This window comes from Coprococcus sp. AF38-1 (assembly GCF_003603945.1).
Lineage (GTDB): Bacteria > Bacillota > Clostridia > Lachnospirales > Lachnospiraceae > Coprococcus > Coprococcus aceti.
This window is the reverse complement of sequence record NZ_QVGO01000002.1, coordinates 230,102-247,424: the sequence shown is the minus strand read 5'-3', so window position 1 is coordinate 247,424 and position 17,323 is coordinate 230,102. Positions and strand designations below refer to the sequence as shown.

The 17,323-nt window shown below is 46.6% G+C and carries 15 protein-coding genes; all 15 read left to right on the top strand.

Translation table 11 applies throughout. The annotated features are described in order from the left end of the window. The first annotated feature begins 6 nt into the window (after nucleotides 1-6). The 15 genes from DW025_RS03730 (at nucleotide 7) to DW025_RS03660 (ending at nucleotide 17,080) form a co-directional block, all read left to right on the top strand. Nucleotides 7-657: a response regulator transcription factor gene (locus DW025_RS03730; RefSeq protein ID WP_117874886.1), complete on the top strand. Its 651-nt coding sequence runs from the start codon at nucleotides 7-9 to the stop codon at nucleotides 655-657. Between the two features lie 10 nt (nucleotides 658-667). After that, nucleotides 668-1,687: a sensor histidine kinase gene (locus DW025_RS03725; RefSeq protein ID WP_119998757.1), complete on the top strand. Its 1,020-nt coding sequence runs from the start codon at nucleotides 668-670 to the stop codon at nucleotides 1,685-1,687. Between the two features lie 252 nt (nucleotides 1,688-1,939). After that, nucleotides 1,940-2,422: a GNAT family N-acetyltransferase gene (locus tag DW025_RS03720; protein WP_243104880.1), complete on the top strand. Its 483-nt coding sequence runs from the start codon at nucleotides 1,940-1,942 to the stop codon at nucleotides 2,420-2,422. Nucleotides 2,423-2,453: 31 nt separating this feature from the next. After that, nucleotides 2,454-3,434, top strand: a complete 981-nt coding sequence (bsh, locus tag DW025_RS03715; protein WP_119998755.1) for a choloylglycine hydrolase — start codon at nucleotides 2,454-2,456, stop codon at nucleotides 3,432-3,434. Between the two features lie 33 nt (nucleotides 3,435-3,467). Further along, nucleotides 3,468-5,465, top strand: a complete 1,998-nt coding sequence (locus tag DW025_RS03710; RefSeq protein ID WP_119998753.1) for a LacI family DNA-binding transcriptional regulator — start codon at nucleotides 3,468-3,470, stop codon at nucleotides 5,463-5,465. Nucleotides 5,466-5,969: 504 nt separating this feature from the next. Beyond that, the gene (locus tag DW025_RS03705; RefSeq protein WP_118758142.1) at nucleotides 5,970-6,986 is read left to right on the top strand and encodes a sugar ABC transporter substrate-binding protein; all 1,017 of its coding nucleotides are present in this window, start codon (nucleotides 5,970-5,972) and stop codon (nucleotides 6,984-6,986) included. Nucleotides 6,987-7,154: 168 nt separating this feature from the next. Further along, the gene (locus DW025_RS03700) at nucleotides 7,155-8,654 is read left to right on the top strand and encodes a sugar ABC transporter ATP-binding protein (RefSeq protein WP_119998751.1); all 1,500 of its coding nucleotides are present in this window, start codon (nucleotides 7,155-7,157) and stop codon (nucleotides 8,652-8,654) included. Nucleotide 8,655: 1 nt separating this feature from the next. Beyond that, complete coding sequence (locus tag DW025_RS03695) at nucleotides 8,656-9,675, top strand: ABC transporter permease (RefSeq protein WP_004849902.1); 1,020 nt, start codon at nucleotides 8,656-8,658, stop codon at nucleotides 9,673-9,675. A 21-nt stretch (nucleotides 9,676-9,696) separates the two neighbouring features. Further along, entirely contained in the window at nucleotides 9,697-11,175 is a 1,479-nt protein-coding gene (locus DW025_RS03690) for a glycoside hydrolase family 32 protein (RefSeq protein ID WP_008402272.1), read from the top strand. A 21-nt stretch (nucleotides 11,176-11,196) separates the two neighbouring features. Continuing rightward, nucleotides 11,197-12,162, top strand: a complete 966-nt coding sequence (locus DW025_RS03685) for a carbohydrate kinase family protein (protein ID WP_119998749.1) — start codon at nucleotides 11,197-11,199, stop codon at nucleotides 12,160-12,162. A 202-nt stretch (nucleotides 12,163-12,364) separates the two neighbouring features. After that, nucleotides 12,365-13,543, top strand: a complete 1,179-nt coding sequence (locus DW025_RS03680; protein WP_117551119.1) for a sugar transporter — start codon at nucleotides 12,365-12,367, stop codon at nucleotides 13,541-13,543. 223 nt (nucleotides 13,544-13,766) lie between these two features. Further along, nucleotides 13,767-14,282 (top strand): cysteine hydrolase family protein, encoded by a 516-nt coding sequence (locus tag DW025_RS03675; RefSeq protein WP_118758146.1) that lies wholly within the window; start codon nucleotides 13,767-13,769, stop codon nucleotides 14,280-14,282. Nucleotides 14,283-14,315: 33 nt separating this feature from the next. Beyond that, complete coding sequence (locus DW025_RS03670; protein ID WP_055145723.1) at nucleotides 14,316-15,239, top strand: NUDIX hydrolase; 924 nt, start codon at nucleotides 14,316-14,318, stop codon at nucleotides 15,237-15,239. Between the two features lie 46 nt (nucleotides 15,240-15,285). Continuing rightward, the gene (gene pnuC, locus DW025_RS03665; RefSeq protein WP_118758148.1) at nucleotides 15,286-16,020 is read left to right on the top strand and encodes a nicotinamide riboside transporter PnuC; all 735 of its coding nucleotides are present in this window, start codon (nucleotides 15,286-15,288) and stop codon (nucleotides 16,018-16,020) included. Between the two features lie 16 nt (nucleotides 16,021-16,036). Continuing rightward, nucleotides 16,037-17,080, top strand: a complete 1,044-nt coding sequence (locus DW025_RS03660; protein ID WP_119998747.1) for an AAA family ATPase — start codon at nucleotides 16,037-16,039, stop codon at nucleotides 17,078-17,080. The last annotated feature ends 243 nt before the right edge of the window (nucleotides 17,081-17,323 follow it).

Sequence of the window (17,323 nt, the reverse complement as noted above, 5' to 3'; positions counted from 1 at the left end):
TGTGTGATGGTGGTTGAGGACGATGTCCTCATGTGCGATGAACTTCTGGATATGCTGACAAAGGCAGGATACAGGGCAGTTAAGCCAGATGGATTTGACAACATAATAGAACAGATACTGGACATGGCTCCGGATATTCTTCTGCTGGATATCAATCTTCCTGGCAGGAGCGGCTTTGACATATGCCGGGAGATCAAGAGGCGGAGCTCTGTCCCTGTGCTGGTTCTCACATCGAGGGACCAGCTAAAGGACGAGCTCCATGCGCTGGAGCTGGGCGCTGATGAATTCCTCACGAAGCCATGTCGCCGTGAGCGGCTTCTGGCCCGGGTGGCAAATGTGCTCAAGAGGTACGAGGGCAGACAGAACCTGATCGAAGGAGAAGGGTTTCTTCTGGACACTCAGACATACACTCTGTATATAGATGGGAGATCTGCGGTGCTTCCACAGAATCAGGGACGTATATTTGAAACACTTATGACAAACGGAGGAGATGTCGTGTCTAAGGAGAAGCTTTGTGAGGCAGTGTGGGGCACATCGGAGTATATAGATGAAAATGCCCTGCAGGTGAATCTTACAAGACTCAAAAAGACAATGGCGGGACTGGATATAAAGGCAAAGATCATAGCTGTAAGAGGCGTTGGATACAAGCTTGAGTAATTGAGAGAATATGAAAAGATTTGGACTTGTTATAAAACAGAATATTGTCTGGCTTGGTCTGCTGCTTCTGACAGACGTGGCGTTCTGCTTCTTCATGTGGCTTGTGGCACCAGAGGCATTTGTCAGAATAGGGGTGCTGGTTGGCGTGTTCACTGTGATACTGTTCGCGGCGGTGTGCTCGGTGCTGTGTATAAAGGACAGGAAGAAAATTGAGGCGTTCAGGAGATTTGTCGCTGCCCCGGATGAACAGGGCGAGATAGAAATGAGGAGCCTGTGCGGGGCTTCTGAACAGGAATATGTGAGCGTGCTGTCGGAGGAGCTTCACGATCTGAGAGATTCAGTGATGCAGAGTGGCAGACAGCTCAGGGACTATCAGGAGTATGTGGAGAACTGGGCACATGAGATCAAGACCCCCATCTCTCTGCTGACATTTGTGGTGGACAACAGGAGAGATGAGCTGCCTCATAATGTTGTGACGAAGATGGACAATGTGACCAGCCAGATGCAGAACTATGTGGATCAGATGCTCTACTACGCCAGACTGAAAAGCGATTCCAAGGATTATTTCATGGAGAGCATAGATGTGGAAGAATGCGTGGATGAGGTGATAGCTGACTACAGATCACTGCTTGAGGAGAGGGGCATACGGGTCAGAAAATGTCTTGAGAACGGAGCAGTGTACAGTGACCGCAGGGGATTGCAGTTTATACTCGGTCAGCTTGTGAGCAATTCCATGAAATACACAAATGAACAGCCGGAGATATCATTTGACTTCTGGACGGCGGGCAACAAAAAGCTGCTGTCCGTGAGTGACAATGGCATAGGTGTAAAGAGCTGTGACATGCCATACATATTCGAGAAGGGTGTCACGGGTGATTCGGGTGAGAACAGGAAGCATGCAACGGGCATGGGACTGTATCTTGTCAGTGAGATGGCGCATGATCTGGGTATCACAGTGACGGCAAATTCAAAGTGGCAGAATGGATTCGAGATAGTACTTGAATTCCCGGATGTGGAGACAAAGATATAAAAGTGAGGAGGCAGATACAGTGTTGTGCGTATCTGCCTCCTCACTTTTTACCGGGATATTTTATAATAAATTTATGAGTGGTGGTCTGTTAATAATCACTTTGATATTCTATAATGTAAGCATTGGCTGTAATTTAGTTGACGGTGCAAAGTCAGTTTAAGCCAGCCATTTGCCGAAGGCAAATTTTGCATGGCTGGTGTTCAATGGATGTGTCAAGTTTTCTATGAAAACTTGACATGTAGCGCCAGCCATTTGCCGAAGGCAAATTTTGCATGGCTGGTGTTCAATGGAAAGGAGAATGTCATTATAGAGATCAGAAAAGCGGCAGCAGAGGATTTTGATATTGTATTTGATTTTATAGAAAAATTATGGACATATAATACATATGACAGGGAAGAAATACGCAAAGTATATATGGACGTTATAGATGACGAACGCAGCTTTGCGTTTTTATTATGGGATGAAGGCATTTGCAGGGGCATGTGCCATGGAGACTATTTCAATACATTCTGGATGTCGGGACTCACATGCTATGTGTCAAGCCTCATAACAAGAGAGGAGGACCGCGGCAAGGGATATGGTGTGGCACTCCTGGATCATGCAAAGGAGCTTGCAAAGCAGAGGGGCTGTAAGGCCATCACCCTTGATTCCGGTCTTCCGCGGACAGGGGCACATGGCTTCTATGAACACTATGGATTTGAAAAGAGCTGTTATGGCTTTGAACTGACGATATGATTATCTGCAGAGATTTGAAAGGAGACAAAATATGTGTACAGCAGCGACATATAAGACAAAGGATTTCTATTTTGGAAGAACGCTGGATTATGAATTCTCGTACGGCGATGAGATTACCGTGACTCCGAGAAATTATCCGTTTGAATTCAGATATATGGGAAGGAAAAACAGTCACTATGCAATGATAGGCATGGCGCATGTGGCGGGGGGATATCCTCTCTACTACGATGCTATAAATGAGAAGGGGCTTGGAATGGCAGGCCTGAATTTTGTCGGAAATGCAGTGTATCAGGAAGCGGATGAGAGTGGTGAGAGGGACAATGTAGCCCAGTACGAGTTCATCCCGTGGATACTCGGAAGCTGCGCCAGCGTGGGTGAGGCAAGGGTAGCTCTGGACAGGATGAACCTGACCGGCACACCATTTTCTGAGCAGCTTCCTACAGCGCAGCTCCACTGGATCATTGCAGACAGAAATGGTGCAATAACAGTGGAGTGTATGGCAGATGGGCTGCATGTGTATGAGAATCCGGTTGGGGTTCTCACGAACAACCCGCCATTTCCTCAGCAGATGTTCCTGCTCAATCAGTATATGGGGCTGTCACCAAAGCAGCCGGTGAACACGTTTGCACCAGAGGTGGGACTTGTCACTTACAGCCGTGGCATGGGGGCCATAGGACTTCCGGGAGACCTGTCATCCACGTCGAGATTTGCCCGGGTGGCATTTGTAAAACAGAACAGTATGTCCGCAGATTCAGAGGCTGAGAGTGTAAGCCAGTTCTTCCACATACTTGGCTCTGTGGATCAGCAGAGGGGCTGCTGCGAGGTGGCAGCGGACAAATATGAGATCACCATATACACGTCCTGCTGCAATGCTGACAAGGGAATATACTATTACAATACCTACGAGGGTCATCAGATAAATGCAGTGGATATGAACAGAGAGGATCTGGATAGCAGTTCGCTTGCCAGATATCCGCTTATCCAGGGGGAGAATATCAATTGGCAGAACTGATGTATATGGCTTACAAGGGAGAAAGGATGCTGTATGAGTAAAAGCAAGGTTACGATAAAAGAAATAGCGGATATGGCCGGGGTGTCCATAGCCACTGTATCACATGTTATAAACAGGACAAGGTATGTAAGACCTGAGCTTGTGGATAAGATAGAGAAGATCATAGTAGAGACCGGATATCAGAATAAGATAGCAGATAAGGAGAGAAAACTGCTGGTTGGCCGGGAGTCCACGATAGTTGCAGTCATTCCAAACATTGAAAGTACGATATACAGAGATGTGGTAGCTTATGTGAAGCAGCTTGTCAGTGTACAAGGATATCAGTTCCTTGTGGCGATAACAGATAATGATCTCAAGGAGGAGGCGCAGGTGCTTGCCGGACTTCTGGTGAACAAGAAGGTTGCGGGTATCATACATGCGCCGGTGAGCGATGTGGCATCTAACTATACAAAGCTCATACAGTCGGGTGTTCCATTTGTCTGTGTGGAGAGAAATATACTCGGTGAGGGAATAGATTCCGTTGAGTTCAGGGATCGTGAGGCGATATTCAAAGGGGCGGATTATCTGTTGTCCAGCGGACACAAGAATGTATTGTTCTTCCGGGAGAGCACGGACAGCACGACGAAGGACGAGAGGACCAGGGGCTTTTTAAATGCGCTGGAGAAGTACAACATCAATACAAATGATGCAAATATAGTGGATGTGACCCTGGAAAATGGCGAGGATGACTGTATGCTCGTCATCCAGAAGGCGCTCCGCAGGTACAGGCCGACCGCGGTCCTTGCGGGAGGCAACAGAATAACGCTCTATCTCATGAAGACGCTGAGAGATATGGGAATCGACTGTCCGGGAGAGATATCTGTGGTTGGGTTTGGTGATGAGAGCTGGTCGGAACTTACATATCCTCCGCTTACCATAATCAGAAGAGATGTGAAGGGCTTAAGCGCCAAGGCAGTTGGAATGCTTTTTGAGAAGATCAACACAGGTGCGGCCATATCCCATGACTGCTATGCCGATGTGGAACTGGTTGTCAGGAAATCCACCAAGATGCTGGATAATGGACCATTTGGAGATAAGGCAGCTGCCCCGGATTCCGTGGTGCTGACGAAGGAGGAAAAACAGAGGCTGAAGGCAGGACATTTCAGAGTGGCCATATCATTTCATTATACCGGTACGTCCTGGGCGGAGCTTCATGAGAAGGGTATACGTGAGGAGCTGGAGCAGTTCGGAATAGATGTGGTGTCGGTTATGGATGCACACTTTGACTCTGAACTTCAGAATGCACAGCTCGATGGAATAAGGCTTCAGAAGCCGGACGCAGTTATAGCTATTCCGGCGGATGACAGTCGTACCAGAGAGAAGTTTCAGGAGCTTTCCAAGGTGTCAAAGCTGGTGTTCATAAGCAATGTTCCGGATGGCATGTCCAAGAACAGCTATGTGTCCTGTGTATCAGTAAATGAGTCGGAGAACGGAACGAACACTGGAAGAATGCTGGGGGAATACTGCAAGGAGAATAAGAAAAAAAAGGCAGGCTTCATTATTCATGGTGCGGCATTCTACGGAACAAGAGTCAGGGATACCGCCGCTGAGAGGATAATCAAGGACAGTTATCCTGATATTGACATAGTTACGATCAGGAGTTTTGGAGAGATATCCAATGCATATCAGGTAGCCAAGGACGTGATAACTGCCAATCCTGAAATTGAGGCAATGTATGTGAGCTGGGATCGCCCGGCACTTCTGGCTATAAAGGCACTCAAGGAGCTTGGCAGGGAGGATGTGGCGGTGTTCACAACTGATCTTGACCATGGTATAGCCCGGTGCATGGAGGAAGGAATAGTCAAAGGACTCAGCACACAGAGACCATACGAGCAGGGAAGGGCGGCCGCGGCAGTCGTTGCCAAGTCCCTGGTAAGTGAAGAACAGCTTCCAAAGTATGTGGGAGTTCAGCCGTATCAGGTCGAGCCGAAACAGCTCAGGCTTGCATGGAAGGAAATCTTTCATGAGTCCATGCCGGACAGACTAAGGTGATATGACATCCGTCAGAGAGAAAAATATCTCTCTGGCGGATTTTTTGTGTTTAGATACAAGACTTCGGAATATTGTATCTTTTTCGCCTGAGAAGTTCCAAAGGATACAATTTTGTGTCCAAGTTGCTGTAACCACACCCAAAAGAGAAAATTCCCGGGGAAGTGGTACCGGAGACAAAGGACAAGATTACAAGATACAAGGTGACAAGTAACGGGTGTCAATCATACACTACAAATCCCATAAATATGACATATCGTAAAATATTTACGTAAAAAATAATAAAAGACCTGCGAACCCTATAATGCAATCGGGTGTTATTTGTACATAATGACGAATAAACAATAAATAAAACACTTGATATTGACAATAACCGACAAAGGCTATATCATCAAAACATGCAAGGGACGAAAAACAGTTTAAAATTTACGTAAATTAAACCGGTTGTAAACAGTTTTTCGACAACGAGTTAGCAAAATAAAACGCATGATATTGGAGGTAAAAATTATGAGAAAATTTAAAAAGTTATTAGCAGTTGGAGCATGCCTGTGCATGTCACTCAGTTTACTGGCAGGTTGTGGATCAGGTTCAGGGAACGCTTCGGGCAACGGTTCATCTGAATCAGGTACAAAACAGGAGAGCACAAAGTCATCTGACCTGTCATTTGCATTCTGTACAAACACACTCAACAACACATTCCAGAGTTCGATCGATGCAAAGCTCAAGGAGCTCTGCGATGCAAATGGAATTTCATACACTTGTCTTGACCCTGATTACGATCTGAACACACAGCTCAGCCAGTTATCAGACGTGGCAAATAGTGGATACGACGCAGTGTTCATCATCCCGGTTGATTCAGCAGGTATCACATCAGGTCTTGCAGAGATCAAGGATGCAGGAATCCCAATCTTCAATGTAGATACAGCAGTTATCGAGGATGACATAGAGAACTTCGTAACACAGTTCGTTGGAACAAATGCTTACATGGCAGGACAGCTTGTCGGTGAGCAGATGGCTAAGGATTATCCGGACGGAGCAGACATTGCGATCCTTGACTTCCCATCAAATGAGAGTTGTGTAGACCGTGTAAATGGTTTCCTTGACGGACTCGGTGATAACAAGGATAAGTTCAACATCGTAGCACAGCAGGATGGCGAGGCAGCACTTGATGCATCAATGAGCCTTGCAGAGGATATCATCACAGCAAACACAGATCTTCAGGCATTCTTCTGTATCAATGATCCTTCAGCACTTGGCGCTGCAGCAGCGGTTAAGGCAGCAAATAAGACTGGCAAGATCGGCGTGTACAGTATCGATGCTTCACCAGATGGCAAGCAGGCACTCCTTGACGGTGAGTTCACAGCAGTTGCATGTCAGGTTCCTGTACAGATTGCTGAGTACGCATTCAACGCAGCACAGAAGTATGTGGGCGGAGATACAACCATCGACGAGAAGAAGGTATATCTTGACTCACACCTCGTACTCAAGGATGAGGCTGAGCAGACAGTTAACGATTGGCAGTAAGGCCGGATCGAAGCCGGCAGTAACAGCACGGGGCTGCCCCCGGCTGGACATACATGACACAACGTAGGTGTATATAACACGGGAGAGACCGGGGATCTTAGATCTCCGGCCGAGATCCCGAAAAAGCAGGATAACAAAAGATCTATTTTAGAAACTTGGAGGTTTAATATGGGACAGACAGTTCTGGAAATGATAGGGATAAAGAAAAGCTTCTCCGGAATATATGCTTTAAGTGGCATCGACTTTTCCCTTGAGCTGGGAGAGGTACATGCACTGCTCGGTGAGAATGGTGCAGGAAAGTCCACACTGATCAAGGTCCTCGGCGGAATTTACCAGCCCGACAGCGGAATCATCAAGGTAAATGGCAAGGAGGTCAAGATCAACGGAGTTCCGGCTGCCAGAGAAAATGGTATAGGAATAATACATCAGGAAATCGTACTTGTTCCATATCTTTCGGTGGCACAGAATCTGTTTCTCGGCAGAGAGATAAGGACAAAGCTCGGAACGCTGGACTTTGCAGAGATGAACAGAAGAGCAGAGGAGATGATATCATCCCTCGGTGTGAATATAAAAGCAGACACTATAGTAGAAAATCTGACCATCGCACAGCAGCAGATGGTGGAGATCGTCAAGGCGGTCTCATTCAACGGTAAGATCATAGTTATGGATGAGCCTACCTCATCACTTTCAAATGAAGAGGTGGAGCAGTTATTTGAGATCATTGAGAATCTCAGAAAGAAACAGGTAAGTATAATCTACATCTCCCATAGAATGGAGGAGCTCTTCAGGATATCTGACAGAGTTACCGTCATCAGGGATGGTGCATACGTAGGAACAAAAAAGACATCAGAGACAAGCCCGAATGAGCTGGTTGCGATGATGGTAGGAAGAGATCTGGAGAGCTTCTATGCAAGAGATTACTGCGACATGGACAAGGCAGAGGTTGCTCTGGAGGTAAAGAATCTTTCCCAGACAGGTGTCTTTGAAGATATAAGTTTTTCGGTACACAAGGGCGAGATCCTGGGCTTCTCAGGTCTGGTCGGTGCCGGACGAAGTGAGATCATGGAGGCGGTATTTGGCGCGACACGGCTTACATCGGGAGAGGTGATACTCGGAGGAAAGCCGGTTCACTTCAAGAATCCAATGCAGGCTATCAAGGCAGGCATAGCACTGGTTCCGGAGGACAGAAAGAAACAGGGACTGGTACTCGGCAACAGCGTGGCATTCAACCTCACACTCTCATCCCTCAGATTCTATATGAATGGAATCGCAATAAGCGAGAAGAAGCGCGGCGAGGTAATAGACCATTATTCACAGAGACTTAGGATAAAGGCGGCATCGCCAGAGATTGAGGCGGGCAGCCTGTCAGGTGGAAACCAGCAGAAGGTGGTTCTGGGCAAATGGCTTGCGACCAAGCCGGATGTACTTATTCTGGATGAGCCGACCAGAGGCGTGGATGTAAATGCAAAATTTGAGATATACACAGTAATCAATGAACTGGCAAAGGAAGGCATAGCGATAATCATGGTATCCAGTGAGCTTCCTGAGATCATCAACATGTGCGACAACGTATGTGTGGTCAGAGCCGGAAGACTCGTGAAGAAGCTGTCAAAGGACGAGCTCTCACAGGAAGAGATAATGAAATACGCTGCAGGAGGTATCGAATAATATGGGCGAGACAAAGAAGAATTCAAAAGCAACTTCTATATTAAAGAACAATCCCCTGACATCCATAGTCAAGGGCAACATAGGAATCATAGTGGTTCTGATAATCATGTGTGTGGCGGTAGCACTTGCCACGGACAAGTTCCTCACGACCAACAACATCATATCAGTGCTTAGACAGATATCGATCAACACATACATAGCACTTGGAATGACACTGATAATAATACTTGGACACATTGACTTGTCAGTTGGATCGATAGTAGCCATGTCGGGAACCCTGACCGTAGGATTTATAGTTAACCAGGGACTCCCTCTCGGCGTTGCAATAGTAGCAGGACTTCTGGTTGGTACAGCAGCGGGCTTTATAAGTGGTTTTATAGTTGCTAACTTCAAGGTGCCTGCATTCATCATCACAATGGCCATGATGAACATAGCAAGTGGTATAGCTTATGTCTACACAGGTGGACAGTCAACACGTATCACCAACAAGCTCTTCATCGAGATCGGAACAGGATACCTGTTCAATGTGATCCCACTCCCTGTAGTGTACATGGTAGTGCTCATCATACTGTTCAGCTTCATCCTCAGTAAGACAAAGTTTGGAACATATATATATGCGATAGGTGGTAACCGCGAGGCTGCAAGACTCTCAGGTGTACCTATCAAGAAGATAGAGATCATAGTATTTACAATATCTGGACTTCTCTCAGCATTTGCAGGACTTGTACTTTGTTCAAGAATGTACTCAGGCCAGCCTTCAGTAGGAAGCGGATACGAACTTGATGCCATCGCAGCCTGCGTACTTGGCGGAACATCCATGACAGGAGGTAAAGGAAGGATCAGTGGAACCGTATTTGGTGCCATGGTCATCGGAATCATCTCAAATGGTCTTAACCTTATCGGAGTGTCATCATACTGGCAGCTCATCATCAAGGGTCTTATCATCGCATGTGCGGTACTCCTTGATGGACAGAAGGGCAAGCTTGAGCTTCTCAAGAAGAAGAAACTGGCAGCAAACTAGTAGAAAGAGAGGACTGATAATATGGAGATTTTTAGAAAGATGTCCTTCGCGGATTCCACGGGAGATGCAATACCTTTCTACCACGAGGGCAAATATCATATATTCTCACTGACTTCCCCTCCGGGAACAACAGTGTACCCGGCAAGACTCAGAACAACATGGAGCCACAGTGTATCAGATGATCTGGTGCACTGGGAGGAGCTTCCTACAGCGCTCTATCCGGGCGAGGGCGACGAGCCGGATGCATCAGGAGTGTGGACAGGCTCAGTTATATATGGCGAGGGCAAATACCATGCATTCTATACAGGCTACTGCCTCACCGCAGAGTATCAGCAGACCATATGCCACGCTACAAGCGACGATGGAATCACGTGGGTGAAGGATGCAGCCAATCCGGTCATCACACCTATGATAGAGCTTTACGAGAAGCTTGACTGGAGAGATCCATATGTATTCTACAATGAGGAGGACAAATGTTACTGGATCCTCATATCAGCGAGAAGGTTGGATATGCCGATAACCAGAAGGGGCTGTATAGTTCTCTACAGATCAAAGGATCTTGTCAACTGGGAATATTACGGACCGATATATTCGCCGGGACACACCAACTGTCCTGAGTGCCCTGAGATGTACAAGATGGGAGATAATTGGTATCTCTCATACTCAAGATTCTCAGAATATGTAAATACAATATACAGAGTTGCAAAGTCACCATTTGGCCCATGGAGAAAGCCAAAGAAGGATGGCATAGGCGGAAGAAGATTCTACGCAGCCAAGTCCATGCAGGATGATGACGGCAGACGCTTCTACTTCGGTTGGGCTCACGACAGAGCAGACAGAAGCGACAGAGGTGAATGGTACTGGGGCGGAACCTTCTGCGTGCCGCATGAGGTAGTTGCCACAGCGGATGGAGGACTTGACGTAAAGCTTCCAAAGGAATATGAGCATGTATTTGAGAAGCCTGTGGCATGGGATTACATCCCTGTACTTGGAAATGCAGAGCTTCACGGAGACAGACTGGTTGAGATGGATTCAGTAAGCACATGTACATACGGATTCCTTGGACACAACGAGGAGAGCTACATGCTGAAGTGCAAGATCATGCCTAGAGAGGTGTATGACCATTTCGGTATACTGCTCAAGTCAGACAAGGAAGCAAGCGGATGCCTTCTCCTTGAGTTCGATGTGGCCATGCAGAGAGTGTCACTGGTAAATCTTCCTATGGGAGTTGACCCGTTCTGGGTTCAGTCCTGTCAGGCTGTGCCTCCTGCAACGGAGCCGGGCCCTGATGGTGTCAGAGTGTGCGAGAAGACATTTGACATAACAGAGGGCAGCGAGATAGATGTGAAGATCATCGTTGACCATGATATGGTGGAGGTATTTGTCGGAGAACAGGTGGCGTTTACATACAGAATATATGCGAAGCCTGAGTTTGAGACGGGACTTCTGGCACAGGATGCAAGAGTAGAATTCTATGACATAGAGATCACAGGAAAGTAAAATTCACAAGGAGGATTCAACATGGAAAAGAAATATGATGTTGTGGCTCTTGGTGAGTTCCTGATAGATTTTACTCCTGCCGGAAGCACTGATTCCGGGATGAAGCTCTTCGAGCAGAATCCCGGAGGGGCTCCGGTGAACATGCTCACGGCAGTCGGTAAAGCCGGGCTTAAAACTGCCTTCATTGGTAAGGTTGGAGATGACATGCACGGCAATTTCCTTGTTGAGACGGCAAAGCAGGCAGGGATAGATACCAGAGGTATAGTGGTTGACAATACGGTATTTACCACTTTGGCATTTGTCACTCTGGATGAGAACGGAGAGCGTGAATTCTCATTTGCCAGAAAGCCGGGAGCGGATACAATGCTCTGTTACAAGGAAGTGGATGCCGACCTGTTAAGAGACACAAAGGTGTTCCATATAGGTTCGCTGTCTCTCACGGATGAACCGGCCAGAACCACCACGTTTCAGGCGGTGAAGGAGGCAAAGAAATACGGCGCGGTGATATCGTATGATCCGAACTACAGAGCACCGCTGTGGGACAGCAGAGAAAATGCGATGGAGAGGATGAAGAGTATTCTTCCATTTGTAGATATAATGAAGCTTTCGGACGAGGAAACAGCGCTACTCACACCATTTTCCAATCCGGAAGAGGCAGCAGAGTATCTTCTGGGAAGCGGCGTCAGACTTGTTGCGGTCACCCTGGGAAGTGAGGGTGTGCTGATATGCAGCAGGGATGGAAGCCGGAAGGTTCCCGGCTTCGTCAGCCATGTGGTAGATACGACGGGGGCTGGAGATTCATTCTGGGGAGCATTTGTATCACAGCTTGTCAGAGCGGATAAGAGACTGGAGGAGTTCAGTATAGATGAGCTTGCAGAGTGTGCAAGATACGGAAATGCGGTTGCGAGCCTGTGTGTCGAGAAGCGCGGAGGACTCAGATCGATTCCTGAAGAGAGCGAGACATTTGAGAGACTCGCAGTAAAGTAAGTGTACTACAATTTTTCACATAAAATTTTCCCTTAACCCTGAAGGCCGGAGAGTTTCCGGCCTTCTTTTTTGTACAATCTAACATTTGGACAGTATAACCATTCAAAAGTGCATTGACTCATAATTCCATTTCCTATAATATGTGGCTGGTGAACAAAAAAATAATCATATATACCACATATTATTAGGAAGAGGAATAAATATGAAGAGTAGATTGACGAGAAAAGAAATGCTTCCGCTTGTGGGAATGACCGTCTCGGCGTTCATATTCAACACATCGGAATTTATGCCAATTGGCTTGCTGACAGACATTGCAAAGTCGTTCAGCATATCGGAGTCGAAGGCGGGAATGCTTATCACAGTGTATTCGTGGATAGTCATGCTGTTGTCCCTGCCGCTCATACTTCTTGTGTCGAAGATAGATTTCAGGAAGCTGTTCATGGGAACGATCGCACTGTTTGGAATATGCCAGATCATGTCCGTGATCGCGCCGACATACGGAGTGCTCATGGCATCGCGTATAGGCGTTGCGTGTACCCATGCGATATTCTGGTCGATAGCTTCACCGGTTGCCATAAGACTTGTAAATGAAGAACACAGATCATTTGCACTGAGCATGGTCGTGACTGGAACGTCCATAGCTACTATAGCCGGACTTCCGCTTGGAAGACTTGTTGGACAGTATATGGGATGGAGAGTTACATTCCTCATCGTTGGAATCATAGCATTTGCGGTTCTGGTGTACATGGCATTTGTATTCCCTAAGATCGCAAGCGGAGAGCAGTTCCATGTGAAGGATCTCCCTGCTCTTCTGAAGAATCCGGTGCTCATCTGCCTGTATATTCAGACGATACTGTTCGTGCTTGGATACTACACGGTGTACAGTTATATAGAGCCGTTCATGCAGCAGGTTGCAAAGCTCCAGAACAATGTCATCACTGTAGTGCTCCTGATATTTGGAGCGATGGGACTTCTCGGAAGCTATCTGTTCTCAAAGCTTTATGACAAGCACAGATTTGCATTTATCGGTACAGTCATGGCAACTCTTCTTGTGTGGCTGCTGCTTCTGCTTCCGGCGTCAAAGACGTTGGCGACCATGGTACTCCTATGTGCATTCTGGGGAATAACAGCCATGGCGTTCAATGTGACCACGCAGTCGGAGGTCATCAGAAGTGTTGATGAGAAGAGCTCCGCAGTGGCGACTGCCATATATTCAGGACTTTTCAACCTCGGTATCGGAGGTGGAAGCTGGATCGGCGGAATTGTGTGCGACAAGAGCGCGATATCATATATCGGTTTTGTAGGTGCGGTGTTCGCGGTTATATCGGTGCTGTTCTTTGCATTTGTACTTCTAAGAAAATTGAGACAGAGTGTGAACTGACAGAGTATTTGCATATAATTAAATGTAATTGAAATATAATAGCGCGGCAGTGCTGGCATGCGGGTTCGGCTTGGAACATGGCATGTCAGGACTGCCGTTTTTTAGTAAGTTTCAAATAATGGGTTGACATATTATCAAAATGATAATATCATACAAATAACCGGGAGATATTATCAAAAAGATAATAAGTTGGAACGCATGCAGATGCAGGAGGAGAAGAATTATGGACGATAACAGGAAAAAGACGCTTATAGTGGTTGACATGCAGAATGATTTCATTGATGGGGCTCTCGGAACAAAGGAGGCTGCAGCCATCGTGGAGAATGTGAAAAAGAAGATAAAGGAGTATGCTGACCGCGGGGATGAGATTATCTTCACAAGGGATACGCATTATGAGGATTACATGGAGACAAACGAAGGTCGTCATCTCCCGGTTCCGCATTGTATAGAGGAAACTGAGGGCTGGGAGATCGCAGCAGGTCTTGAAGTCCCGGGCGCTATATACATCAACAAGACCAGCTTTGGATATACAGGATGGGGAGACTTCGATCTTCAGGATGTTGAGATGGTAGGTCTTTGTACGGATATATGTGTCGTGTCGAATGCTCTGATCATCAAGGCTCTGTACCCTGAGATAAATGTCAAGGTTGATGCGAGGTGCTGTGCAGGAGTGACGCCGGAGAGCCATGAGGCTGCGCTCGCCACCATGTCGATGTGTCAGGTGGACATAATCAGATAACGGCGGAAATATAAAGGAGGATGAAGCATACGTATGAAGACATATGAGATGAGTGACGAAGAGAAGGAATTCCTTGCCGGATATGACCTGACAAAATATGACAGGCCATCTGTTGCCGCGGATGTGGTTGTATTTTCAGTTATGAAGGATGACGAGTGCGAGGATGTAAGAAGACTTCAGGAGAAGAAGCTCAAGATACTACTGATAAGAAGAGGTGGATTCCCATATAAAGGAAGCTGGGCTATGCCCGGTGGGTTCTGCAGAAAAGGTGAGGATGTCATAGATTCGGCCAGAAGAGAGCTTTGCGAAGAGACTGGTATAGGAGATGCATATGTAAAGCTTGTTGGAGTGTATGGCGAGCCGGGCAGAGACCCGAGAGGCTGGGTCATATCATCAACTTATATGGCACTTATGAACGCCGGAGCCTGTAGCCTTAAGGCAGGAGATGATGCACAGGATGCAAGATGGTTTACGGTTGAACTGACAGAGGTGTCAGGCACAGGCGAAGAAATTGCGAAAAATGAAGTTGAAGCTTCATATAAAGTCCAAAACGGGAAAAGATACAGGCTGGTTCTCAAGAATGCAGACTCTGATATAAAACTTACGGCAGTGCTGCGAAAAACAGATATGAGCTCATGCGGACGAAGCTCGGACAGCTACGACATAGAGGAATGTGAAGGACTGGCATTTGACCACGCAAGAATCATAACAGAGGCGGTGCTAGGACTGCGGGAGGATGTCAGGAGAGATATGAAGCTGGCATTTGACCTGCTGCCGGATAGATTTACACTCACTGAGCTTCAGAATGTATATGAACAGATATGGGACATGGAACTTACCACACCTAACTTCAGAAGAAAGATTGTGGAATATGTTGAGGAGACTGATGCATATCAGTCCGGTGAGAGATACAGACCTGCCAAACTGTTCACGCGAAGGAATGATGCAAGGAAGTAGAGACTATAGTGTAGTGGATTGATGTTTAAAAGGGAGGAATGAATAGATGACATTTAAGAAATTTATAAAAAATGAGATAGAGGGCTGGAAGAAGCTGGAGGTCACCTGGCTGCTTATCGCATGTGCAGTCATCGTGGGGCTGTCCATATATTGGGATGATACGGTTATGGGGATCATATCGTCCACCACAGGCGTGGTCTGTGTAGTGTGCACGGGAAAAGGGAAGTTGTCAGCGTACATATTCGGTCTTGTGAATACTGTGCTTTACGCGGTTATATCGTATAAGGCTGCACTGTACGGAGAGACGATGCTCAATGCGCTATATTATGTGCCTATGCAGTTTGTTGGATTCTATGTGTGGTCAAGGCATATGAATGATGAGACGCATGAGGTCAGAAAGAAACACATGAAGGCGGTGGGAAGGATATTCATGGTGCTGGCGGTGGCACTTGGCACATTTCTGTATGGGCTGCTGTTAAAGAGACTCGGGGATGCCATGCCATTTGTGGATGCGTTTACAACGGTTTCATCGGTTGTGGCGATGGTTGTATCTGTAAGAATGTTCGCGGAGCAGTGGTGGATATGGATTGCGGTAGATGTGTTTACAATATATATGTGGGCACAAAACTTTGTGAGTGGCAATGACAACATAGCAACGCTGCTCATGTGGATAGTATACCTTGGAAATGCCGTTATTATGTGTGTCAGATGGGAACGCGAGGTCAGAAGAAATCGCCTGGACGAAGTACACGTTTTCGAAGACTGCACGGCAACAGAGTAAGGGAGGCTGACAAGTTATGTATAGATATAAGGTAGGAATGTATGGGGGTTCGTTTGATCCGCTTCACATAGGACACATCCACGACATCATACGTGCTGCGGCGATGTGTGAGGAACTGTATGTGATGATAAGCTGGTGTGAGGGCAGAGAGTCTGCCTCAAAGGAACTGAGATATCGCTGGATACTTAACAGTACAAGACATCTGCCAAATGTGAAGATAATCATGATAGAGGATAAGGCGGTCTCAAAAGAAGAATATAATACGGATTATTATTGGGAAAAGGGAGCACAGGATATCAAGGACACGATAGGAAAGCCTATAGATGCAGTGTTCTGTGGTTCGGATTATCTTGGAACCGGCAGGTTTGAGAGCCTGTACTGTCCGGAGAGTGAGGTCGTGTACTTTGACAGGGCGGAGGTTCCGGTATCCTCGACAGAGATCCGTGAGTGGGCGACGGCGCATTGGGAGTATATTCCAGAGGTGTGCAGGGATCACTACGTCAGAAAGATTCTGGTTGTCGGCGGTGAATCCACAGGAAAATCCACACTGGTTGAGAATCTTGCGCTGGCATATAACACGAATTTTGTACGGGAGATAGGACGTGACACCTGTGAGTACGCGGGTGGCGAGAATTTCATGGTTGAAGATGATCTGGTGGAGAACTTCATCAGACAGAAGGACGAGGTACGCAGGGCAGCCAGGCATAGCAACAGACTGTTGTTTGTGGATACCGATGCACTGACTACGGGATTTTATTGTGATCTGCTCATGGATGATGATGAACAAAAACGCAGGCTTACAGATATGGCGGGCGCGATAAATGCAACAAATAAGTGGGATCTTGTGTTGTTCCTTGATCTTGATGGAACGGATTTTGTCCAGGATGGGACCCGGAATGAGAAAATAATGCGGGAGAGAAGATATTACAGCGATTTGCTCAAGGCGTGGTTTGACAAGTATGGGGTACACTGTGAGATGATATCGGGAGATTATCTTGACCGGTTCAACACTGCGAAAAAACTGATTGAGGAACGACTTGCGATAACAACTGTATTTTAAATGACAAATGATCATATATATTAACGCCCATGACATGGTTTTTAAAACAACGTGTTGTGGGTGCTTTTGCCCGTTTTTTATCGTATTTATGACTATGAATAAAGTACAGATGATGATACAATAGTAAGCAAGAAACGATGATAAGAAAAAGTGGATGTTAAATCGAAAGAAAATGCTAATACTAGATCAAAAGAAAACGCGAATGTAAAAAAGTAATCATAAATATATTGGAGAGGTGGACAA

Bases quoted from the DNA above. Each gene is read 5' to 3' on its own strand.
- DW025_RS03710 (WP_119998753.1), top strand. From the start codon at position 3,468: ATGAGTAAAAGCAAGGTTACGATAAAAGAAATAGCGGATATGGCCGGG.
- DW025_RS03700 (WP_119998751.1), top strand. From the start codon at position 7,155: ATGGGACAGACAGTTCTGGAAATGATAGGGATAAAGAAAAGCTTCTCC.
- DW025_RS03690 (WP_008402272.1), top strand. From the start codon at position 9,697: ATGGAGATTTTTAGAAAGATGTCCTTCGCGGATTCCACGGGAGATGCA.
- bsh (WP_119998755.1), top strand. From the start codon at position 2,454: ATGTGTACAGCAGCGACATATAAGACAAAGGATTTCTATTTTGGAAGA.
- DW025_RS03730 (WP_117874886.1), top strand. From the start codon at position 7: ATGGTGGTTGAGGACGATGTCCTCATGTGCGATGAACTTCTGGATATG.
- DW025_RS03670 (WP_055145723.1), top strand. From the start codon at position 14,316: ATGAAGACATATGAGATGAGTGACGAAGAGAAGGAATTCCTTGCCGGA.
- DW025_RS03695 (WP_004849902.1), top strand. From the start codon at position 8,656: ATGGGCGAGACAAAGAAGAATTCAAAAGCAACTTCTATATTAAAGAAC.
- DW025_RS03660 (WP_119998747.1), top strand. From the start codon at position 16,037: ATGTATAGATATAAGGTAGGAATGTATGGGGGTTCGTTTGATCCGCTT.
- DW025_RS03685 (WP_119998749.1), top strand. From the start codon at position 11,197: ATGGAAAAGAAATATGATGTTGTGGCTCTTGGTGAGTTCCTGATAGAT.
- pnuC (WP_118758148.1), top strand. From the start codon at position 15,286: ATGACATTTAAGAAATTTATAAAAAATGAGATAGAGGGCTGGAAGAAG.
- DW025_RS03725 (WP_119998757.1), top strand. From the start codon at position 668: ATGAAAAGATTTGGACTTGTTATAAAACAGAATATTGTCTGGCTTGGT.
- DW025_RS03705 (WP_118758142.1), top strand. From the start codon at position 5,970: ATGAGAAAATTTAAAAAGTTATTAGCAGTTGGAGCATGCCTGTGCATG.
- DW025_RS03675 (WP_118758146.1), top strand. From the start codon at position 13,767: ATGGACGATAACAGGAAAAAGACGCTTATAGTGGTTGACATGCAGAAT.
- DW025_RS03680 (WP_117551119.1), top strand. From the start codon at position 12,365: ATGAAGAGTAGATTGACGAGAAAAGAAATGCTTCCGCTTGTGGGAATG.